General features: G+C 56.5%; 18 protein-coding genes. 7 read left to right on the top strand and 11 right to left on the bottom strand.

Translation table 11 applies throughout. The features are described from left to right. Positions 1 to 57: 57 nt before the first annotated feature. A complete protein-coding gene (gene lplT / locus N879_RS09035) occupies positions 58 to 1,368 on the bottom strand; it encodes a lysophospholipid transporter LplT (protein ID WP_009456657.1) in 1,311 nt (436 codons plus the stop codon). 500 nt (positions 1,369 to 1,868) lie between these two features. Between lplT and smc the strand changes: the two genes are divergently transcribed. From smc to ligA, 3 genes are read left to right on the top strand one after another with little or no spacing between them, the layout of a single operon-like run. Then, positions 1,869 to 5,393: a chromosome segregation protein SMC gene (smc, locus tag N879_RS09030; RefSeq protein WP_021446883.1), complete on the top strand. Its 3,525-nt coding sequence runs from the start codon at positions 1,869 to 1,871 to the stop codon at positions 5,391 to 5,393. 45 nt (positions 5,394 to 5,438) lie between these two features. Continuing rightward, complete coding sequence (locus N879_RS09025; protein ID WP_021446882.1) at positions 5,439 to 6,461, top strand: cell division protein ZipA C-terminal FtsZ-binding domain-containing protein; 1,023 nt, start codon at positions 5,439 to 5,441, stop codon at positions 6,459 to 6,461. Then, complete coding sequence (gene ligA, locus N879_RS09020) at positions 6,458 to 8,545, top strand: NAD-dependent DNA ligase LigA (protein ID WP_021446881.1); 2,088 nt, start codon at positions 6,458 to 6,460, stop codon at positions 8,543 to 8,545. Before N879_RS09025 ends, ligA begins: the two co-directional genes overlap by 4 nt. Before the next feature lie 301 nt (positions 8,546 to 8,846). Here ligA and N879_RS09015 read toward each other — a convergent pair whose 3' ends face one another. From N879_RS09015 to msrB, 4 genes are read right to left on the bottom strand one after another with little or no spacing between them, the layout of a single operon-like run. Further along, a complete protein-coding gene (locus N879_RS09015) occupies positions 8,847 to 9,623 on the bottom strand; it encodes a peptidylprolyl isomerase (protein ID WP_009456643.1) in 777 nt (258 codons plus the stop codon). Between the two features lie 8 nt (positions 9,624 to 9,631). Continuing rightward, complete coding sequence (locus tag N879_RS09010) at positions 9,632 to 9,895, bottom strand: BolA family protein (RefSeq protein WP_009456641.1); 264 nt, start codon at positions 9,893 to 9,895, stop codon at positions 9,632 to 9,634. A 7-nt stretch (positions 9,896 to 9,902) separates the two neighbouring features. Beyond that, positions 9,903 to 10,469, bottom strand: coding sequence for a septation protein A (locus tag N879_RS09005; protein WP_009456639.1), 567 nt, complete (start codon positions 10,467 to 10,469; stop codon positions 9,903 to 9,905). Further along, positions 10,466 to 10,861 (bottom strand): peptide-methionine (R)-S-oxide reductase MsrB, encoded by a 396-nt coding sequence (gene msrB, locus N879_RS09000; protein ID WP_009456637.1) that lies wholly within the window; start codon positions 10,859 to 10,861, stop codon positions 10,466 to 10,468. The genes N879_RS09005 and msrB overlap by 4 nt, the downstream gene beginning before the upstream one ends. Positions 10,862 to 11,200: 339 nt before the next feature. Between msrB and N879_RS08995 the strand changes: the two genes are divergently transcribed. From N879_RS08995 to N879_RS08980, 4 genes are all read left to right on the top strand, one after another. Continuing rightward, entirely contained in the window at positions 11,201 to 12,370 is a 1,170-nt protein-coding gene (locus tag N879_RS08995) for an ABC transporter substrate-binding protein (RefSeq protein ID WP_009456635.1), read from the top strand. Positions 12,371 to 12,508: 138 nt separating this feature from the next. After that, positions 12,509 to 13,546: a branched-chain amino acid ABC transporter permease gene (locus N879_RS08990; RefSeq protein WP_009456633.1), complete on the top strand. Its 1,038-nt coding sequence runs from the start codon at positions 12,509 to 12,511 to the stop codon at positions 13,544 to 13,546. 5 nt (positions 13,547 to 13,551) lie between these two features. Then, a complete protein-coding gene (locus N879_RS08985; RefSeq protein WP_021446877.1) occupies positions 13,552 to 15,384 on the top strand; it encodes a branched-chain amino acid ABC transporter ATP-binding protein/permease in 1,833 nt (610 codons plus the stop codon). Continuing rightward, entirely contained in the window at positions 15,381 to 16,163 is a 783-nt protein-coding gene (locus tag N879_RS08980) for an ABC transporter ATP-binding protein (RefSeq protein ID WP_009456631.1), read from the top strand. The genes N879_RS08985 and N879_RS08980 overlap by 4 nt, the downstream gene beginning before the upstream one ends. Here the strand turns inward: N879_RS08980 and N879_RS08975 are convergent. The 6 genes from N879_RS08975 to fdxA all read right to left on the bottom strand — a co-directional run bounded on the left by N879_RS08975 (position 16,160) and on the right by fdxA (position 21,176). After that, positions 16,160 to 16,801: an OmpW/AlkL family protein gene (locus N879_RS08975; RefSeq protein ID WP_009456629.1), complete on the bottom strand. Its 642-nt coding sequence runs from the start codon at positions 16,799 to 16,801 to the stop codon at positions 16,160 to 16,162. The two genes, N879_RS08980 and N879_RS08975, sit on opposite strands and share 4 nt — an antisense overlap. Positions 16,802 to 17,129: 328 nt before the next feature. After that, a complete protein-coding gene (locus N879_RS08970; RefSeq protein ID WP_009456627.1) occupies positions 17,130 to 17,843 on the bottom strand; it encodes an ATP-binding cassette domain-containing protein in 714 nt (237 codons plus the stop codon). Between the two features lie 244 nt (positions 17,844 to 18,087). Continuing rightward, entirely contained in the window at positions 18,088 to 18,726 is a 639-nt protein-coding gene (gene nth / locus N879_RS08965) for an endonuclease III (protein WP_009456625.1), read from the bottom strand. Next, a complete protein-coding gene (locus N879_RS08960) occupies positions 18,723 to 19,364 on the bottom strand; it encodes an RnfABCDGE type electron transport complex subunit B (RefSeq protein WP_009456623.1) in 642 nt (213 codons plus the stop codon). Before N879_RS08960 ends, nth begins: the two co-directional genes overlap by 4 nt. A 52-nt stretch (positions 19,365 to 19,416) precedes the next feature. Then, on the bottom strand, positions 19,417 to 20,640 hold the full coding sequence (locus N879_RS08955; RefSeq protein WP_009456621.1) for a polyhydroxyalkanoate depolymerase: 1,224 nt from the start codon (positions 20,638 to 20,640) through the stop codon (positions 19,417 to 19,419). A gap of 212 nt (positions 20,641 to 20,852) precedes the next feature. Beyond that, a complete protein-coding gene (fdxA, locus tag N879_RS08950; RefSeq protein ID WP_009456619.1) occupies positions 20,853 to 21,176 on the bottom strand; it encodes a ferredoxin FdxA in 324 nt (107 codons plus the stop codon). Positions 21,177 to 21,348 lie beyond the last annotated feature (172 nt).

The raw sequence follows: 21,348 nt of genomic DNA, 5'->3' as shown, positions 1-21,348 counted from the left end.
CCAAAGATTGGATTCAAGTCCAACTTTTGGGGTGTAGTGCCTTTTTGGGGCTGTCCCTTACTTGGCCGTCAAGGCCTGCCCATGACCTTCCTGGCCTATGCAGGCCTCCAGCTCGGGATGCGCGCGTAGATTGGCGTTTTTCCAGATGATGAATACCGTCATCAAGGACGCTACCATCAGGCCAAAGAACACAATGATGTAGTTGATGGGCAAACGCAGCCACAACAGCAGGCTGTACAGCGCCAGCATGAACAGAATGTTCAGCTGTTCATTGAAGTTCTGCACGGCAATGGAATGACCGGCCGACAACATGACGTGGCCACGATGTTGGAGCAGGGCATTCATGGGAACGACGAAAAAGCCGGACAAGCCGCCGATGCCCATCAGCAGGGTGTAGACCGCCCATTTCTCGTGCACCAAAGGCATGAGCAGAACCACAAAGCCCATTGCCACGCCCACTGGCAGAACGGCCAGTGATTTCTTCAAGGGAACGCGGGCCGCAAAAACGGCGCCAAAGACCGTACCCAATGCGGCCACGCCCATCAGAACCGAGGCCTGGTCCAGACGGTAGCCCAGATGCTGAGCGCCCCATTCGATCACAATGAATTGCAGCGTGGCACCGGCACCCCAGAATAAAGTGGTTACTGCCAGCGAGATCTGGCCCAGCTTGTCACGCCACAGAATATGTACGTAGGTACGGAATTCCTTGAGCAGCAGAATGGGGTTCTTTTGTTGGGGCGGGTAGTCGATATTGGTGCGGGGAATCAGCAGGTTGCACAGCGCTGCCGACAGGTAGATAAAGGAAATCAGCAAGATAGCGACTTCGGCACGCGTCTGGGCCAAAGGTGCAATCAGTGGGTGTTCGGCCAGTGAACTGGCGATCGACGGGTTGATCAGAATACCGCCCAGCACGGTGCCGCCGATAATGGACAGAACGGTCAGCCCTTCAATCCAGCTATTGCCCTTGACCAGCTGTTCGGGCTTGAGCATTTCGGTGACGATGCCGTATTTGGCGGGAGAGTAGGCAGCAGCACCGATACCTACCAGGGTGTAGGAGATAAAGACCAGAACCAGCTGCTGGGAGTCGTTCATGCCAAAGTACTGGTGGCAGAACATCAACATACAGCCTATCAGCTTGATGGCATTGGTGGCGAACATCACCCGGCCCTTGGGATACGAGTCGGCAAAGGCCCCTACAAAAGCGGCCAATAGCACGTAGGACAGCGCAAACCACCATTTCATCATGGGGACCATCCAGATAGGTCCGTGCAGGTCAGCGATCAGGGCGATGGCGGCAATCAGCAAGGCATTGTCGGCAACTGACGACAATGCCTGCGCGGCCATGACCAGATAAAATCCTTTATTCAAAATACATCCCGAATACGTGTGCCCACAGGTGCAGTCTCGGGACTGCAGAGCACGAATCAAAGCCAGGTGTCAGGCCTGGGGAGCTTTTTCAAGGCGGCTCCTCATGGTTTTTCTGACCAAGCCTGAGCCGGTGTGAAATTTACGAAGAGAGATGGGGAGCAAGAATAACAGGGACTGCGGGGGCAGTGGTATCAGAAATTCATTGCGGCTATCTGTCTGCGCGGATTTTCTGGCCGGGCGGGCGCTGGCAAAGCGCTATTGTAAATGCCCTGTCTGACACTCTTGTCCTGCTTGCCAAGCAGGGTAAACAGGACTTGACGGCAAGGGGGAGTTTACTGCCTTATCATCCCAGCAGCCGTGCCGTGGTTTTCATTTGTTTTTTGGCGTGTTTTGCTGTGGGTGGCAGGTGCTGCGGTATCATACGACTCGCGGTGCCGGGCAGATCAAGATGCGCCTGTGCGCCTGTTCAAATTGGTCTTTTCTGAGCTGACTTCTACCCTGTGCGTCTAACCCAGATCAAACTAGCTGGTTTCAAATCCTTTGTGGACCCGACCTCCATCCCAACTCCCAGTCAGTTGGTTGGCGTTGTCGGGCCCAACGGCTGTGGAAAATCCAACATCATCGATGCGGTGCGCTGGGTGCTGGGCGAGAGCAAAGCCTCCGAGCTGCGTGGCGAGTCCATGCAGGACGTGATTTTCAATGGCTCCTCGCAACGCAAACCGGCGGGCCGCGCATCGGTTGAGCTGGTTTTCGATAATTCTGAAGGGCGGGCCTCGGGGCAGTGGAGCACCTATGCCGAGATCTCGGTACGGCGTGTCCTGAGCCGGGACGGGACCAGCAGCTACTTTCTGAACAATCAGGCGGTTCGTCGGCGTGATATTCACGACATCTTCCTGGGTACGGGCTTGGGGGCGCGGGGTTACGCCATCATCGGGCAGGGCATGATCAACCGCCTGATTGAAGCCAAGCCGGAAGAGCTGCGTGTGTTTCTGGAAGAAGCCGCGGGCGTATCGCGCTACAAGGAGCGTCGTCGCGAAACGGAAAGCCGCTTGCGCGATACTCGTGAAAACCTGCTGCGTGTGGAAGACATTCAAAGAGAACTGGATGCGCAGCTGGAGAAATTGCAGGCGCAGGCCGAAGTGGCACGTCAGTATCGTGATTTGCAGCAAGACGGTGAGCTCAAGCAAAACCTGCTGTGGCTGCTGAAAGAGTCCAATGCACAGAGCGATCAAAAAGCCCGTTTCCTGGCAATTGAACAGGCTCAGACCAAGCTGGAAGAATCCATTGCCGGTTTGCGGCATGCCGAATCCACGTTGGAGTCACAGCGACAAGCTCATTTACAGGCAGGCGATGCCTTGCATCTGGCGCAGAGCCAGTTGTATGAGGCCGGCTCTCAAGTGTCCAGCCTGGAAGCGGAAATCCGCCACGTGCTGGATTCGCGTAGCCGTATGGCGCAGCGCCGCGAGCAGCTGGAACAACAGCAGCACGACTGGATTGAGCAACAGGAGCATTGCCAGCTGGAGCTGGAAAACAGCGAACAGCAACGCGAGGAAGCAGCAGTCAAGCTGGAAGAATTACAGATTTTGCTGGAAGAGGCTCAAGGAGCCTTGCCCGGTCTGGAGCTGCGTGTACGCGAGCAAGCCCAGCGTCGCGACGAAATGCGCATGGCCTTGGCGCGTCTGGAACAGAATTTGGCCTTGGCTGCGCAATCACAGCGTGATGCCGACCGCCAGATTCAAGGTGTGGAGCAGCGTCAGGAGCGCTTGAAGCAGGAATTGCGCGAACTCAATGCCCCAGACCCGGACAATCTGGAGCGCCTGCAAGGCGATCTGAACATGCTGCAAAACCAGTTGCAGCAAGCTCAGGAGCATATGCAGCAACTGGAAGCCCAACTTCCTCGACTGGAAGAGGAGCGCAAGAAGGCGCAGGAGCAAGCCTTGCAAGGCGGGCAGGATATGGCCCGCCTGGAAGCACGTCATCTGGCCTTGAGTCGTTTGCAGGAGGATGTGGCGCGCAAGGGAACTCTGGAACCCTGGCTGGCCAAGCATGGACTGGAGAGCATGAAGCGTCTATGGCAAAGCCTGGACGTGGAAAAAGGCTGGGAAACCGCGCTGGAGGCTGTGCTGCGCGAGCGCATGACGGCCTTGGAGCTGCGCCGCCTGGATATGGCCGCAGCTTTCGCCAGTGATGCACCGCCGGCCCGTTTAAGTTTTTATCAGTTGCCCGAAGCGGGAGCGCCGGCCAAGCCTGTCCTGGATTTACCCTTGTTGACTTCGGTGTTGCGACAGCAAGAGGGTGGCTTGCGCAGCTTGCTGGATAATTGGTTGCACCAGGTTTATGTCTGTCAGGATTTGAAGCAGGCCCTGAGCTTGCGCGATCAACTGACAGATCAAATGGCAATCGTGGTGCGTGACGGCCATTTGGTGGATAAGCACAGCATTCGCTTTTATGCACCCGACTCCGAACAAGCCGGGATGCTGGCACGTCAGCAGGAAATTGCTCATCTGGAGCGCGAGCTGCGCGGCGCTCAACTGATTGTCGATGAACTGGGCCATACCAGCACCCAGGCCGAAATGGCCTTGCAGCAAGTGCGTAACGGCCTGGTTCCGGCCCGAGCCCGCGTGGGCGAGCTGACAGCTCGGATGCACGATGTGCAGCTGGAGCACTCCAAGTTGGCCCAACAGGCGCAGCAGTCGCAAGAGCGTGGTAGCCGCATCAACGAAGAGCTGGAAGAACTGGCAGTACAGCGCGAAGAGCTGCAGGCGAACCGCGAGGAGTTCGAGGCCCGCTTTGAAACGCTGGATGAAGAGCTGGCTGAACATCAGGGCGTGTTTGCCGAAGCGCAGATGGAAGGCGAGAAGGGCGCTGAACAGGCAGAACAGGCCCGTCGTACCGTACACGAGCGTGAGCGCGCCGTGCATGATGCCCAGTTTGCCGAGCGTGCTTTGGTGCAGCGCATGGCCGAACTGCAGCGCAATCTGGCCCTGGCGCAGGAGCAGGCACAACGCACAGCCGGTCAGCTGGAAGGTTTGCAAGGCGAACTGCTGGATCTGGATGCTTCCGCTGCACAAGCCGGTTTGCAAGATGCCCTGGAGTTGCGTGCCGAACGTGAAGAAGCCGTTCGTCTGGCAAAAATTCAACTCGATACGCTGGCTGCCCAATTGCGTGAGCATGAACAGGCTCGTGCCGAGAACGAAAAGAATCTGGCACCCTTGCGCGAGCAAGTCACTGAATTGCAGTTGCAGGAACAAGCGTCGCGTCTGGCGGTCGAACAGTTTGCTGAACAGCTGGACAGCAGAAAGGTGAACCGTTCCGAACTGTGGAGCTTGTTACAGGAAAAGACACCGGAATGGCAGCGTGTGGGCTGGTTGCAGTCTGAAGTGCAGCGTATCTCGCGCCAGATTGAAGGCCTGGGTCCGGTGAACCTGGCGGCCCTTGAGGAGCTGACTACGGCCCAGGAACGCAAGACCTATCTGGATGCTCAGCATAAAGATTTGAGTGATGCCATCGAGACCCTGGAAGATGCAATTCGCAAGATTGACCGCGAGACGCGCCAGTTGCTCATGGAAACATTCAACATCGTTAATCAGCACTTTGGCGAGCTTTTCCCAAGGCTATTTGGTGGTGGAGAGGCTAAACTGACGATGGTGGGCGATGAAGTGCTGGAAGCTGGGGTGCAGGTCATGGCTCAGCCACCAGGCAAGCGCAATAGCACGATTCATTTGCTCTCTGGTGGTGAAAAGGCATTGACAGCGACAGCGCTGGTTTTTGCCTTCTTCAAGCTCAATCCCGCGCCCTTTTGTTTGCTGGACGAGGTAGATGCGCCACTGGATGATGCGAATACCGAACGCTATGCCAATCTGGTGGCCAGCATGAGTGACCAAACCCAGTTTTTATTTATTTCTCACAATAAAATTGCCATGCAGATGGCCAAACAACTGATCGGGGTCACCATGCAAGAGCAAGGTGTATCCCGAATTGTGGCAGTGGACGTAGACGCTGCCATGCAAATGAGCAGTGTGTAAGCCTGTTTTTTTTAATCCGCTAGTGTTGATTCGACGGAACTGACAATGAGTGATTTGCAAATCGCACTGATTTTATTGGGCATTTTGCTCATCTTGCTCGTGGTGGTCTTTAACTGGTGGCAAGACCGCCGAGTGCGCCAGCAGATGCAAAGCCAATTCCCGGATGGGGATACCGATCCCTTGATGAGCCAGCTCACCGAGCTGGAACGCCGCGAGCCCAGCATGACGCGTGGCGGCGATTCTGCGTCTGCTGACGGTGAGCACGATGCGGCCGAGGCCGACTGCACGACCGAGGCCGTTATCGATATCAGTTTCAGCCAGCCCGTGGATGCTCAGGATCTGGCTCAGGCCTTGCAATCGGTATCGCGTACCGGTGCCAAGCCTGTGCGTTATTTTGCGGAATGCGAAGGGGGCGGTCATCGTGCTCGCCTGCGTTCGGGCGAGTCCTACGCCAGCATGCAGATTGCCGTTTTGCTGGCCAACCGTAGTGGCCCCTTGTCGGCGATCGAGTGGTCGCAGGTCTGGATGGCTGCGCAAGCGCTGGCACAGCAGTTTGATGGTTCGGTAGAAGGTCCGGAACAGGATGATGTGCTGCGTCGTGCGGCTGCCCTGGATAATACCTGCGCTGATCTGGATGCCCTGGTGGGCGTGTCGGTGCGCTTGCCTGGCCCCATGCCTGCCTCGTCCGTGATTCAAATGGTCAAGGATGCCGGTTTTCTGCCCTTTGGCCAGCAACTGGCCTGGTTGGCAGATTCGGGGCAACCCCGTTTCACCGCCATGTTCGATGGTGTCCAGCCTAAAGATATTCAGTCGGCCAGCATTGAGCGTATCGACTTGCTGCTGGATTTGCCCAACAGCCCGGCGGACGATCATGCCTTCAGCCGCATGGCAACGGTGGCCCGTGATCTGGCCAGCCGTCTGGACGGCGTGGTGCTGGATGATCAAGGTCGCCCCTTGCCCGAGAGCACCGATCAAAACATTGATGAACAACTAAGTAATCTGTACGAACGCCTGGAGCAGGCTGGCTTTACAGCAGGCCAGGAACGTACAGGCAGGATTTTTTCGTGAGCTTGAAGCGAGTACAGCAGTTACATGAAGAACTGGCCCAGCATAACTGGGCCTATTACGTTCAGGATGCGCCCAGCATTTCGGACGCGCAATACGACGCATTGATGAACGAGCTGCTGGCGCTGGAAGCCGAGCACCCGGAATGGATTACTCCGGACTCGCCCACACAGCGTGTGGGTGCAGCGCCACTGGACGGTTTTGATACGGTTCAGCACGCTGTCCCCATGCTGTCCTTGGGTAATGCCTTTGATGCTGAAGAAGTTCAGGCCTTTGACAAGCGTGTCGCCGATACCCTGGTCGAGGCAGGTGTGGTGGGACTGGACCGTCGGGTAGATTATCTGGCCGAATACAAGTTTGACGGCCTGGCGATCAGCTTGCGCTATGAGCAAGGTCTGTTGGTACAGGCATCGACTCGCGGTGATGGCACCACGGGCGAGGACGTCACCAGCAATATTCGCACCATCAAGTCCATTCCTCTGCGCTTGCGTGGCGATGCGGCACAATTGCCCGCCGTGCTGGAGGTGCGAGGCGAGGTTCTGATGAACCGGGCGGACTTTGAGCGCCTGAACGAGAACCAGACCAAGCGTGGCGAGAAAGTATTTGTGAATCCGCGCAATGCGGCCGCAGGCAGCTTGCGTCAGCTGGACCCGAAAATAACTGCCAAACGGCCTTTGCGCTTTTTTGCCTATGGTTGGGGTGAGGTCAGCCCCATGCCTGCCGCGAATCAGCCACAAAGTGCCTTGTTTGCTGAACCCGCTGGCGAGGCACTGCCTCGTGATACCCAATCGGGCATGATGGACTGGCTGGAAAGCCTGGGTATGCCGTTGAGCCGCGACCGTAAAGTCGTGAAGGGCGTGCAGGGCCTGCTGGATTTCTATGGTGAAACCCAGCAACGTCGTCCCGGTTTGCCCTTTGAAATTGACGGTGTGGTCTACAAGGTCAACTCTTTGGCTGCGCAGCGTGTTCTGGGCTATGTGGCCCGTGCGCCGCGCTTTGCCGTTGCTCATAAATTCCCCGCCCAAGAAGAAATGACGCGTGTGGAGAGTATCGAGTTTCAAGTGGGCCGTACCGGGGTTGTCACACCTGTCGCACGTTTGAAGCCGGTGTTTGTGGGCGGTGTCACAGTCACTAATGCCACGCTGCATAACGAAGACGAAGTGCGTCGCAAAGATGTGCGAGCGGGCGATACCGTCGTGGTACGCCGTGCTGGTGATGTGATCCCTGAAGTGGTTGCTGTGGTGTTGGAGCAGCGTCCCGAGAGCAGCGTGCCTTTCGAGATGGTCAAGGAGTGTCCGGCTTGTCAGTCGGCACTGGAGCGTCTGGAAGGGGAGTCTGCCTGGCGTTGTACTGGTGGTCTGATTTGTCCTGCCCAGCGCAAGCAAACCCTGATTCACGCCGCAAGCCGTAAAGCGCTGGATATTGAAGGCTTGGGTGAAAAGCTGGTGGATCAGTTGGTGGAAACCGGGCTGGTGCGTACCTTGGCCGATATCTTCAAGCTGCAAGTTGAAAAACTGGTGCTACTGGAGCGTATGGGACGCAAATCGGCCGAGAATCTGATCGAGGCGATTGATAAGGTGCGCGAACCGGCCTTGAATCGTCTGATTTACGCCTTGGGCATTCGCCATGTGGGTGAGACCACGGCGCGCGATCTGGCACAGCATTTTGGCTCCTTGCAGGCATTGGAGCAGGCTGATGAAGAAGCGCTGCTGCAAGTCAATGAGGTGGGCCCGGTTGTAGCGGCTTCCGTGCGGCACTTTTTCCAGGAGCCGCATAATCGTGAGGCCCTGGATGCGCTGCTGGCGGCTGGGGTGACTCCTCAACAGGCGCAAGCCCGCGCCAATAGCGCTAATCTGCCGCTGGCGGGCAAAACGGTGGTCATTACGGGTACGCTGCCTAGCATGAGCCGCGACGAGGCTACACGCCGTGTATTGGAAGCAGGTGGCAAGGCCAGTGGCTCGGTCTCCAAAAAGACGGCCTATGTGCTGGCAGGTGCAGAGGCGGGTTCCAAGCTCACCAAGGCGCAGGAGTTGGGCGTGACTATTCTGGACGAAGCCCAGTTCCTGGCTTTACTGGCGGGTGAATAGCGCAGGGGGAAGAAGTGAAGTTCTGCCACCTTGCAGGCTTAGCTTTTTTGCCAAGAGTCTATGAGTCAGCAGGATATTTGCTCTGGTAGCTATTTTTCGACTTTTAGGCAGTGCGCTAAGCACGCACTGCCTTTTGTTTTAATGCGCGTTGAATAGTCCTGGTGGTGGTTCAGCAGTGATCTGGGCTTTTAATTACCGCATGAACGACCTGCACTACAAACAAATATGGCGCCCTTGAGGCGCCATATTTGTCTTTCCTGCCAGCCGCCTTATCGGGATGATAAAGCGGCCTGCAGAGCCATTACTTGATATTGGCTTCTTTCAGGATTTTCTGCTGGTACTCGGCCAGCTTGCGCTGACGCAGCATTTCTTCCAGCTGAGGCTTCACTTCGGCCATGGCGGGGAAGGTCACAGGGCGAGCATCGTCCACCTGGATGATGTGCCAGCCAAACTGCGACTGCACAGGCGCAGCGCTCAGCTCGCCTTTTTTCATCTTCTCTACAGCCTGAGCGAACTCGGGCACGTAGGTGGAGCTAGGAGCCCAGCCCAGATCGCCGCCTTGCTGACCGCTGCCGGTGTCGATGGAGTCTTTCTTGGCGGCATCAGCAAAGCTGATTTTCTTGGACTTGATCTTGGCCAGCAAATCTTTGGCGGCAGCCTCGTCCTTGACCAGAATGTGGCGCACCTTGTATTCCTGCTGACCTTCTTCCATCGCCTTGATGGTGTTGTATTCCTTGGTCAGGTCGGCGTCGGTGACGGGGTTCTTTTTCAGGTAGTCAGCCATCAGGGCACGGACCAGAATGCTCTGGCGGGCCAGTTCCAGCTCTTGCTGAACCTGGTTGGTCTTGTCGATACCGGCTTTTTCAGCGGCTTGCACCACAGCCAGACGGTTGACCATTTCCTGTTTGACTTGCTCACGCAGCTCGGGCGAGTCCTTGGCGCCTTGCTCGACCAGAACGGCGACGAACTGATCCAAGTCTTTTTGCGTGAGGTTTTTGCCGTTTACGGTGGCAATCGTCTGTGCATAGACGGGAGCAGCCATAGCGCAGGTCAGGGCAAATGCGGCAATACGTTTCATGAGCATCCTTAAGCGGTGGTTTTGGCTTGAATAGCCAATGCGTGAATCGGGAAAGGCATTAGATCGTGGACGCGATCATACACAAGTCTGTGTCGTGCCAGTGTTGAAATTCCATCAAATTGTTTCGAGGCGATGATCACCCGAAAGTGGCTTGCACCACCTTGTGCACCGGCGTGGCCAGCGTGCAGATGGGACTCATTGATGATGTCCAGTTCCGACGGCTCCAGTGCCTGGAGCCGTTCGTGAATCAGGGAAGCAAGTGCGTCTGTCATGGCGAAATCAAGATTTTGGGGGAGTGGAGTTGTCGGAAGAGTCTTGCAGGTAGCGGCCCAGCCACAAGGATTGGGCAACGACAAACACCAGCATCAAACCCAGCAGGCCGAAAGCCTTGAAGTTGACCCATTGGGATTCGGTAAAGTGGCCCGAGAAGGCAACGTACAGATTGACCAGGCCCATGGCGACAAAAAAGCTTGCCCAGACCAGGTTTAATTTGTCCCAGACATGGCCGGGCAAGACCAGATGGGTGCCCATGAATTTTTGCATCAGATTGCGATGCATCAGGTAACGTCCGCCCAGCAGTACCAGAGCAAAGATCCAGTACAGCACCGTGGGTTTCCAGCGGATGAAGACATCATTGTGGAAAAACAGGGTGGCACCGCCAAAGACCACAATGACGGCCAGATTGATCCAGTGCGAGGTCTCGATCGCCTTGCTGGTGAGCTTCAGCCACAGTATCTGCAGGACCGAGGCGGCCATGGCCACGCCGGTGGCGACATAAATGTCGGAGAAGCGAAACGCCAGAAAGAACAGTACGAGCGGGAATAGATCAAATAAGAGTTTCTTCATGCTTCGGGTTCAAAAGTCATGGATAGAGAGTTAATGCAATATCGTAGCCCAGTGGGTGGGGGACCGTCTTCAAAGACGTGCCCCAAATGAGCATCGCAGACATTGCAAAGCACTTCGGTACGGCGCATGCCGTGACTGGTATCCAGCTCCTCGCGCACATTGTCCGGGTTCAGGGGCGTGAAGTAGCTGGGCCAGCCGCAACCGGCATCAAACTTCGTGTCCGAGGCAAACAGGGGCGTGCCGCAACCGACGCAGCGGTAGATGCCGGGCGTGGTGGTGTCCCAGTAGCGGCCGGTAAAGGGGCGCTCCGTCCCTTTCTGACGGGTGACATAGAATTCTTCGGGGCTGAGCTGGGCGCGCCACTCAGCGTCTGTTTTACGTACTTTTTCCACGTGTGCTGCCTTATGAAAAACAGTTCAATGCCTACAGGAGGTGCAGTCCTACATAGTAATCGACAATTAGAGTGCGTTTGGAACAGAGGGTTCCAAAGTGCAGATCTTCCTGACCTCCAGTGGGCTCTCCAGTGAAGAAAATCGCGGTACAGGGCACTTAATTAGTGAGCTATCACTTTAGTTAGTGCACTATTTAAACTTTTAATATTTAAGGTAAACACCAATATCTGAAATTCTCGTGACTTGATACGTTTCTGGTATGTGCTGGTGATTATCTGTATTACGATTTTTTGACCGTTAAATCGGTCCACAACAATGAACAAAATTTGGGAGAAAAGGATGAACTGCATTACTACTGGTCGCCTGACGACATTGGCTGCAGCCCTGGCCTTGAGCCTGCCCGTGGCCGTGTCCGCGCAGATCAAGGTGGGTGTGACGGTGGCAGCGACAGGACCGGCGGCCTCGCTGGGCATTCCTGAGCGCAATACAGTCAGCCTGCTGCCTACTGAAGTGGCCGGCCAGAAAATCGAGTACATCGTTCTGGACGATGCAACCGATACCACCGTAGCCGTACGCAATATGCGCAAGCTGATCACCGATGACAAAGTGGACGTGGTGATCGGTACTTCCGTGACCCCCGGTTCCCTGGCCATGGTGGACGTTGCCGGCGAAACCAAGACTCCCATGATCAGTGTGGCCGCCAACGCCAAGATTGTTGATCCTGTGGAAGGCGCCCGTACCTGGGTGTTCAAGACTCCTCAGAATGACCAGTTGATGGCCGGTGCTCTGGCTGATGCCATGGTCAAGCAGAACGTCAAAACCCTGGGCTTTATCGGTTACAACGACGCCTACGGTGACGGCTGGCTGAACGTGATTACCGAAGCCGCTCAAGCCAAAGGCATCAAAGTGCTGGGCGCCGAGCGCTATGGCCGTAACGACACCAGCGTGACCGGTCAGGTTCTGAAGTTGCTGGGCACCAAGCCTGATGCCGTTCTGATCGCCGGGTCCGGTACCCCTGTTGCCTTGCCCCAGCGCGAACTGAAAGGTCGCGGCTACGCTGGCATCATTTACCAGACACACGGTGCCGCCAACAGCGACGTGCTGCGTGTGTGTGGCAAAGACTGTAACGACATGATCTTGCCAGCCGGTCCATTGCTGGTTGCCGAACAACTGCCTGACAGCAGCTCGGTGAAAAAGACCGCCATGGACTACAAGGAAAAATACGAAGCCAAATACGGCGCTGGCTCCATCAATACCTTTGGTGGCCATATGTGGGATGCCGGTCTGCTCGTGACCGAAGCCATTCCGGAAGCCCTGAAGTCCGGCGCCAAGCCAGGTACCCCCGAGTTCCGCGCAGCCCTGCGTGATGCTCTGGAGCAAACCAAGGAACTGGCTGCTTCCCAAGGTGTGTTCAATATGTCTGCAACGGACCACGCCGGTCTGGACAAGCGTGCCCACGTGATTGTGAAAGTGGTCGACGGTAAATGGACGTATCAGCCTGATCTGTAATATCTGACAGGCAAAAACCGGCTCAAGAGCCGGTTTTTTCCAAGGCGGGTGCTGGCTGAGCCTGGCACCCGTTCCCGCTACAGGCCTGCGTTTGCCGTAAGCCCTTTGCCCTTTTTGTTGTACAGGATGTTGTCCGACATGGATACCACCATCGCTTTAATTTTGTTGCAGGATGGCATATTGAATGGCGCCATCTATGCTTTGCTCGGGCTCGCCCTGGTTCTGGTTTTCCTGGTTACCCGCGTTATCTTTATCCCGCAAGGTGAGTTCGTCACCTTTGGCGCCTTGACCCTGGCCTTTGTGGTCAATGGCCGCATGCCGGGAACCGTTATTTTGCTATTGATCGCCGGTGCGCTGGTGTTCTTGCTGGAGTTGCTCTCTGCCTTGCGCAGCCGCAGCCTGACCGGCATGCCCCGCAAGTTTCTGGTCAATATCGTGATCCCTGTCGCGGTTTACTTTGCCGCTCCCGCCATTGTCAGCTCGGAGCTGCCATTGTGGGTGGCCGTGCTGTTCTCGCTGGCGGTAGTGATTCCTCTGGGCCCTATGGTCTACCGCCTGGTATACCAGCCTATCGCCGAAGCCAGTGTGCTGGTGCTGCTGATTACCTCGGTCGCCGTGCACTTCGCGCTGACGGGTCTGGGCCTGGTGTTCTTCGGTCCGGAAGGCTGGCGCACGCCTCCCTTCATGGAAGGTGAAGTGTCCCTGGGTGCAGTGAGCTGGTCCGCTCAAACCTTCTTTGTGATGGGCGCCTGCGTGGTCCTGATTCTGGCCTTGTGGGGCTTTTTTGGTAAGACCCTTTACGGTCGCGCCCTGCGTGCAACGGCGGTGAACCGTCGTGGTGCCCGTCTGGTGGGTATCAGTACCAATATGTCCGGATCCCTGACCTTCACTCTGGCTGCGGCCATCGGTGCCTTGTCAGGCATGCTGATTGCGCCTGTAACGACCATCTACTACGACACGGGCTTTTTGATTGGTCTTAAAGGCTTTGTGGCTGCAATCTTTGGCGGCCTGATCAGCTATCCCGTCACCCTGCTGGGCGCTTTGTTCCTGGGTGTACTGGAAGCGTTTTCCTCTTTCTGGGCCAGTGCCTACAAAGAAGTTATTGTATTTACCATGGTGATACCGGTGTTGTTGTGGCGCTCCTTCGGTAGCAAGCACGTGGATGATGAGGAGTAAATCACATGAGACACTGGCTGACGCTACTATTTATTGCGGTTCTATTGGTTTTGCCGCAGCTGGGCGCAACGCCCGAGTTCTGGATTACCCAGCTTAACTATATTGGTTTGACCAGCTTGGTCGTGCTGGGTCTGGTGTTGTTGACTGGCGTGGGTGGTCTGACTTCTTTTGGTCAGGCTGCATTTGTGGGCCTGGGTGCATACACTACGGCGTACCTGACGGCTCGCCTGGGCTGGTCGCCCTGGTTCAATCTGCTGATTGGCATGGCCATTACCATGATGGTGGCCTACATTCTGGGCGCGATCACACTGCGTTTGTCCGGACACTTCCTGCCTCTGTGTACCTTGGCCTGGGGCCTGGCCTTGTACTACCTGTTCGGCAATCTGGAGTTTCTGGGTCAGTACGATGGTATTTCCGGTATTGCTCCTTTGGAGTTCTTCGGTATTTCCCTGTCCTCCGGTCGGGATATTTACTACCTGATCTGGGCCTTTGCCTTGCTGGCCATGTGGGGTACGCGTAACTTGCTGAACTCCCGTCCCGGACGTGCTATTCGCGCTCTGAAGCATGGCAGCGGCATGGCCGAGTCCTTTGGTGTGAACATGGCCAATTACAAGGTCATCGTGTTCGTTTACGCCGCTTTGCTGGCTTGTGTGTCCGGTTGGCTCTACGCGCACTACCAGCGCGCTGTCTCGCCCAGCCCCTTCGGTTTGAACTACGGTATTGAATATCTGTTCATGGCCGTGTTGGGCGGAGCTGGCAGTGTCTGGGGTGCCGTTCTGGGTTCAGCCCTGGTGCTGAGCCTGAAAGACCAGTTGCAGAACTGGTTGCCCAAACTGCTCAATACCGACATCAACTTCGAGCTGATCGTTTTCGGCATCTTGATGGTTCTGATCTTGCAGTACGCGCGCGACGGTTTGTGGCCCATTCTGCAAAAGGCTTGGGAACAGGTTTTCGGTGCACAGAAGCGTCATCAGGCTGCTCCTCCACAAGCCGAGGCTTTGCCGCAGCGTGAGCGTCCGCAGGCCGGTTCGCTGGTTCTGGAAGTGAACAAGATCCGCAAGGAGTTCGGTGGCCTGGTCGCTGTGAATGACATCAGCTTCACCTTGAATGCAGGTCAGATCATGGGCCTGATCGGTCCTAACGGTGCGGGCAAGAGCACGACCTTTAATCTGATTACCGGCGTGCTGTCGGCCACCAGTGGTCAGGTCAGCTTTCTGGGGCAGCGGATTGATGGCAAACCTGCACGCGAGATTTCTCGTCTGGGCGTGGGCCGTACCTTCCAGCACGTGCAGTTGCTGCCAACGATGACTGTGTTGGAGAACGTGGCACTGGGCGCTCACTTGCGTCGGAATGTCGGTGTAGTGTCCGCTGTCCTGCATACCGAGCGTCGCAGCGAAGCCGAGCTGTTGCACGAAGCGGCTGTTCAGCTGCAGCGTGTGGGTCTGGGTGACTATCTGTACGAAGAGGCGGGCAATCTGGCCCTGGGCCAACAGCGTATTCTGGAAATTGCCCGTGCTCTGGCTTCTGATCCGCTGCTTTTGCTGCTGGACGAACCGGCTGCCGGCTTGCGCTACAAGGAAAAGCAGGAACTGGCCAAAGTGCTGGATCAGCTGCGTAGCGAAGGCATGAGCATTCTGCTGGTGGAGCATGACATGGACTTTGTCATGAATTTGACGGACAAGCTGGTGGTCATGGACTTTGGCACCAAGCTGGCCGAAGGTTTGCCCAAGGAAATTCAGGAAAATCCAGCCGTGCTGGAAGCCTACCTGGGTGGTATTGATGACGACCTGGATCTGGATCAGGTCAATGAGCCCGCCTCGGCAGGAGCAGCGTTATGAATTCGGCACAATCGAAAGACATTATTTTGAAGGTAGACAATCTGGCGGCTCAGTACGGCAAAGTCAGTGCCGTGATGGGGGCCAGCCTGGACGTGCGTGCCGGCAGCATTGTGACCGTGATTGGTGCCAACGGCGCCGGTAAGTCCACTTTGCTCAATGCCATGATGGGTTCTTTGCCCAGCGTGGGCCGCAGCACAGGCTCGGTGCAGTACGAAGGGCAGGAGATCAGCCATTGGGAAGTGGAGCGTCGCGTTGCGGCCGGTATTTCCCTGGTGCCAGAGCGCCGCGAGCTGTTTGGCAGCATGACAGTAGAAGACAATCTGCTGCTGGGCGGTTTTCGCCTGTATCGTGCCCGCCATCCCGGTTGGCGCGACACCATGGACAAGGTCTACACCTTGTTTCCCCGCTTGAAAGAGCGTCGTACACAGCTGGCAGGGACTTTGTCAGGTGGGGAGCGGCAGATGCTGGCCGTAGGCCGTGCCTTGATGGCGCAACCCAAAGTGCTGATGCTGGATGAACCCAGTCTGGGCCTGGCGCCGCGTGTGGTGCGGGAGATCTTCATGATCATTGCCCGACTGCGCAGTACCGGCGTGGCCATCTTGCTGGTCGAGCAAAATGCGCGTGCCGCTTTGCAAGTGGCTGACTACGGTTATGTTCTGGAGACGGGCGATGTGGTGCTGCAAGGGCCCGCGTCTGACCTGGCTCATAATCCCCGAGTGATAGAAAGCTATCTGGGCTTGGGGCAGGGCAAACGCGAGCAGGAAGAGGCGACAGCTTAGAAGCGGTAGCCGACCCCGATGGTGGCAACCACGGGGTCCAGCTTGGCTTTGCCAATGGACTGGCCGTTCAGCTTCACGTCTGGGCGGATGCTGATGTAACGTACGTCAGCATTCAGGAACCAGTTCTTGTCCAGCTTGTAATCCACACCGACCTGGGCAGCAAAACCCCAGCTGTTTTTCAGCTTCAGGTCGGAACCCGCCAGAGCACCGCGCGACTCGGTGTCAAAGAACATGGTGTAGTTCACGCCCACGCCCACGTAGGGCTGGAAGTCGCTGTCAGGCAGGAAGTGGTATTGCAGACTCAGGGTTGGGGGCAAGTGCTTGGTCTTGCCGATACGACCCAGATTGCTGTCGATATTGTGCTGGAAGGGGAAAGCGCCCAGCAGCTCAATACCAATATTGCGGGTGGCCATGTAGGTCAGCGAGAAGCTGGGGCGAGCATTATTGCCTACGTCCAGCTTGACGGTGCCGTCAGCCACAGAGCCGTTATTGGATTTTGGGGATACCCAGGTCACGCCACCTTTGAGCAAGAAATCACCCGCTTCGTGTGTTTGGCCTTGAGGCGCGTACAAAACAGCGGCCAGTCCAACAGCAAGCAAGGACAGGTGCAGACCTGGAATCAAGTGGCGGGATTTCATAGGAGCTCCGTAGGTGTGTGTAAAGCCTACAGAGTGCATGAGGGCTGGGCCCGCGGATTTGATCCAAAGCAAGCTTCAGAGGTAGTTGGCCGCCTGACCTTGTTGTAGATCAAGTAAGCAGAATTCATGCGAGGCCAATTTGGCCGCTATGTCTGTTTTTAGCATCACCTGGTAACAGCCCGGAAATAGAAAGCCTTGGAACCCGTCCGGTTATTTCTGGGCGTTTTTCCACTTTTTGGGATGCCTGTTTATTGGGATCCTGTACCTGCCTTCCAGGCAAGGACAAGTAGGGGGAAGACGCAGGTTTGGAGCTTGGCGAATCAAGTGCTCATACATTCAGGAGTGCGTGCAGGGCTTCGTATTTATGGCTTAATTCGTTGCGGCTGAATCGCTCGATAATTTGCCCTTGTTCCAGCACATGAAACTGATCGCTGAACTCTGCCGAGAACTGCGGGCATTGTTCGGCCAGCACAATGGTGTAGCCCTCATTGCGCAGCGTGCAGATCAACTTGCTTAGTGTCTGGGCCTGCACCGGGGCCAAGCCCTCGGATACCTTGTCCAGAAGCAGCAGATTCACACCCGTGCGCAGCAAGCGCGCAATCGCCAGTATCTTTTGTTCCCCAGTAGACAGGTGGGTAGCCATATGGTGGCGACGCTGCTCCAGACTGGGCAATAGTTCATAGATTTGTACCAGCGACATTCCACCACCCAGGGTTGTTCCTATGGCAGGTGGCAGCAGGAGGTTTTCCTCGCAGCTCAAGCCGGTAAAAATGCTTTGTTCGTAGGGGCTGTAACCCACGCCCAGATCTGCCAGCTGATGCTGGTTCAGGTGAATGGCTTCGGTGCCCTGGATACGGATGGAGCCGCGGCGGCTATCCGTTAAACCCACGATGGCGCGTAGCATGGCACTGCGGCCGGCCCGGTTGCGGCTCAAGACAGTGCAGATTTCGCCGGAAGCGACCTGCAAATTCAAACCGCGCAAGAGCGGGAACTCTCGGTGCCAGGCGTACAGATTCTCAATATCCAGGGCAGCCCGTGTCATGAGAACGCTCCTTGTCGTGAGTCGTCAATATGGGCCTGTACGTTGGCTGGTCGGCGCAGGAACCCGTTACGCGTCCTTTGCCTCTTACCGTGGTGATTCCATCGCCAGCTAACTATAGGCAGAGTCCGTCATGCGTTTCAGTATGGAAGCGCCGACGAAGCAAAACTATGCGGGTTTGTCATAGGATGGTCCGGTTTAATGCACTGTTTGGTAAACAAATGTTGTTAAACTGGGTATGTGTTACTTAAGTGTTAACGGTTTTCGGTTTGAAGTCGCACAAATCCGAGATGCCGCACTGGGGGCACTTGGGCTTGCGGGCTACACAAATGTAGCGGCCATGCAAAATCAGCCAGTGGTGGGCGTCCAGCAAAAAAGGCTTGGGTATGACTTTCTCCAGCTTCTTTTCCACTTCGACCACGTTCTTGCCGGGCGCAATGCCGGTGCGGTTCGCTACACGGAAAATATGTGTGTCTACCGCAATGGTGGGCAGGCCAAACGCGGTGTTCAAGACCACGTTGGCAGTTTTACGACCTACACCGGGAAGCGCTTCCAGAGCGGCGCGATCACAGGGAACCTTGCCTTGATGCAAGTCCAGCAGCATCTGACAGGTCTTGATGACATTGGCGGCCTTGGTCTTGTACAGACCGATGGTCTTGATGGCCTCGCGCAAGCCTTCTTCACCCATGGCCAGGATGCCCTCGGGTGTGCCATGCTTGGGAAAGAATCGGGCTGTGGCCAGGTTCACGGAGCGATCAGTGGCCTGGGCCGACAAAATCACGGCAATCAGCAGCTGAAAGGTGTCAGCGTATTCCAGTTCGGTGGTGGGTTTGGGGTTGGCAGCCTGAAAACGACTGAAAATCTCGTAGCGCTTGGCAGCGTTCATGGTGTGGTTCCGCTTGCAGTCTTGCTGGCACGGCGGGCACGGGCGCGAGCCAGGGCAGAGGCAATGGACGCCTCGCGTTTATCAGCCTGATCGGCATCATTGGCCAGAACGGGTTTATTGGCCAGGGTACGGGCCGCCAGGTCCGAGCTTTCCTTGTGGCGATTCAGCAGGCGCTCCCGGCGCTGTTCGGTATCCAGACGTGCTTGAGCGGCCTGTTCGGCGCTCCAGTCGTCGGTGGGCACCATGCTGATGCAGTCCACAGGGCAGGGCGGCACACAGAGCTCACAGCCTGTGCAGCGGTCGGCCAGCACGGTATGCATCAGCTTGTTGGCGCCAATAATGGCGTCCACCGGACAGGCCTGGATGCACAAGGTGCAACCAATACAGTGTTCTTCGATAATCACCGCCCGACTGGGGCCGGTGAATTCGCCACAGGACGGATCCAGGGGCAGGGCCTCACGACCCAGCAGCTCGGCCAGGGCTTGTACGCCTTCCTGCCCGCCTGGCGGGCAGCGGTTGATGGCCTCGCCCTCAAGCGCGATGGCTTGGGCATAGGGCAGACAGGCGTCGTAACCACAGCGGGTGCACTGGGTTTGAGGGAGCAGGGCGTCAATGCGCCGTATTAAGGTGTCGGACATGAATGCAAAAACGGGGCCATCTGGCCCCGTCAGAAACGGCCTGAGCCAAATATCAGTTGTGCTGACGGATGAAGTCCCTGATTTTAGGACAGATCAGCGTGCGCCAGCGACTTCCGGAGAAAATCCCGTAATGCCCACAGTTGGGTGCGGTGAATTGTTGCTTGAGTTCAGGGGCAATTTTTGCGCACAGCGCTTGAGCCGAATGGGTCTGGCCCTGGCCGGAAATATCGTCCAGTTCGCCCTCAATGGTGAACAAGGCTACGCCATCAATATCTTGTGGACGAACCTGTTCGCCATGCACGTGCCATTGGCCCTTGGGCAGGCGGTGCTCCTGGAACACAATGCGGATCGTGTCCAGATAGAACTCGGCGGGCATATCCAGCACGGCATTGTATTCGTCGTAGAAACGGCGGTGTGCCTGTGCGTCGTCATCATCACCCTTGATCAGGTGCTGATAAAAGTCGTAGTGCGAGCTGACGTGACGATCCGGATTCATGGCCACAAAGCCGGCATGCTGCAAAAAGCCGGGGTACACGCGACGGTGAGCACCGGGGTACTTGGTGGGCACGCGATGAATCAGATTGTTTTCAAACCAGGAGTAGGACTTGGTCGTGGCCAGACGGTTCACTTCCGTAGGCGACTGACGCGTGTCGATGGGACCACCCATCATGATCATGCTGCGCGGCATCACGGCCGAGCGGCGGGTCGCCATTAGCGAGACGGCAGCCAGTACTGGCACTGTGGGTTGGCAAACCGACATGACGTGCACCTTCGAGCCCAGCGCCTGGATGAACTCCTGTACATACAGAACGTAATCGTCCAGATGGAAGGGGCCGGCCGAACGGGGCACCATGCGGGCATCAATCCAGTCGGTGACATAGACGGAGTGATCGGGCAACAGCGCACGTACGGTTTCACGCAGCAAGGTGGCGTGGTGGCCGGACAAAGGGGCTACCAGCAAAATTGTGGGGTCCTGAGCGGCTTTGGGGTGATCGCGCTCGAAGTGGATCAACTTGCAGAAGGGCTTGCTCAGGTGTTCGACCTCGCGCACGGCAACGGTCTGGCCGTCGATCCGGGTTTCGTTCAGCCCCCAGGCTGGCTTTTCGTAATCCTTGCCGATACGGTGTACCAGTTCAGAGGCCGCCGCCAGTTGGCGCGACAGGGGCGTGTAGGCCAGTGGACTGTATGGGTTGGAGAACCATTGGGAGCTGGTGCCGGTAAAGGCAGCCAGCGGGGCCAGAAAGGACCGCTGAAGTTCGTGCAGATCGTAAAGCATAGTGTGCGCCTTGGTGTTGCCTAATTTGATACAGAGGAATGTATATGCTTATTCCTGTGGGAAACAATACGACGTTTACCGTTCCTCTGTACTTGGGATTTTCCCTTGCTGCAGTGCGGCAAGTTTTTTTATCAAAAGGCGAGATTGGGCGCAAGAGTGGCTGGATAGGAACGCAGCCACCGGGTCGGACTTCTATAGAGCGAGCGAAGGGCTTAGCGCTCCAGATACTGTAGTTTGTTCTCCACACCGTTCCAGTCGTCCGCATCTTCCAGCGGTTTCTTGGAGCGGTTGATGCTGGCAAAAATAGGCGTCAGTTCTGCATTCAGTTCGATGAAGGGAACTTGATCCTGCGGCACATCTTCTTCAGCAAAAATGGCATTGGCCGGGCATTCGGGAATACAGACGGCGCAGTCAATGCACTCGTCCGGGTCAATCACCAGAAAGTTCGGGCCTTCACGAAAACAGTCGACGGGGCACACATCCACACAATCGGTGAATTTGCACTTGATACAGTTTTCGGTGACGACGTGGGTCATTTCAGTAACACTCCTGCGGTATCGCTAAGGCGGTCAGTCACGGCAAAGGGCCGTGGATGGGGTGCGCGACAACGCACAGGGCCTGAACGATAAAAATGGGATTTAAATCGAATCTTTCGATTTTAACGAATATTCAGCTTCTTGCTTATTGAGATGGCGCAATAGCTCACCT

This window comes from Alcaligenes sp. EGD-AK7, from assembly GCF_000465875.3.
Taxonomy (GTDB): Bacteria; Pseudomonadota; Gammaproteobacteria; order Burkholderiales; family Burkholderiaceae_B; genus Alcaligenes; species Alcaligenes phenolicus.
The sequence above is the reverse complement of the archived record's forward strand: the minus strand, read 5'-3'. Positions and strand labels throughout refer to the sequence as shown.

Coding starts and splice junctions, on each gene's coding strand:
- N879_RS09025 (WP_021446882.1), top strand. CDS start 5,439: ATGAGTGATTTGCAAATCGCACTGATTTTATTGGGCATTTTGCTCATC.
- N879_RS09015 (WP_009456643.1), bottom strand. CDS start 9,623: ATGAAACGTATTGCCGCATTTGCCCTGACCTGCGCTATGGCTGCTCCC.
- N879_RS09010 (WP_009456641.1), bottom strand. CDS start 9,895: ATGACAGACGCACTTGCTTCCCTGATTCACGAACGGCTCCAGGCACTG.
- N879_RS09005 (WP_009456639.1), bottom strand. CDS start 10,469: ATGAAGAAACTCTTATTTGATCTATTCCCGCTCGTACTGTTCTTTCTG.
- N879_RS08995 (WP_009456635.1), top strand. CDS start 11,201: ATGAACTGCATTACTACTGGTCGCCTGACGACATTGGCTGCAGCCCTG.
- N879_RS08990 (WP_009456633.1), top strand. CDS start 12,509: ATGGATACCACCATCGCTTTAATTTTGTTGCAGGATGGCATATTGAAT.
- N879_RS08985 (WP_021446877.1), top strand. CDS start 13,552: ATGAGACACTGGCTGACGCTACTATTTATTGCGGTTCTATTGGTTTTG.
- N879_RS08980 (WP_009456631.1), top strand. CDS start 15,381: ATGAATTCGGCACAATCGAAAGACATTATTTTGAAGGTAGACAATCTG.
- N879_RS08975 (WP_009456629.1), bottom strand. CDS start 16,801: ATGAAATCCCGCCACTTGATTCCAGGTCTGCACCTGTCCTTGCTTGCT.
- N879_RS08970 (WP_009456627.1), bottom strand. CDS start 17,843: ATGACACGGGCTGCCCTGGATATTGAGAATCTGTACGCCTGGCACCGA.
- nth (WP_009456625.1), bottom strand. CDS start 18,726: ATGAACGCTGCCAAGCGCTACGAGATTTTCAGTCGTTTTCAGGCTGCC.
- N879_RS08960 (WP_009456623.1), bottom strand. CDS start 19,364: ATGTCCGACACCTTAATACGGCGCATTGACGCCCTGCTCCCTCAAACC.
- N879_RS08955 (WP_009456621.1), bottom strand. CDS start 20,640: ATGCTTTACGATCTGCACGAACTTCAGCGGTCCTTTCTGGCCCCGCTG.
- fdxA (WP_009456619.1), bottom strand. CDS start 21,176: ATGACCCACGTCGTCACCGAAAACTGTATCAAGTGCAAATTCACCGAT.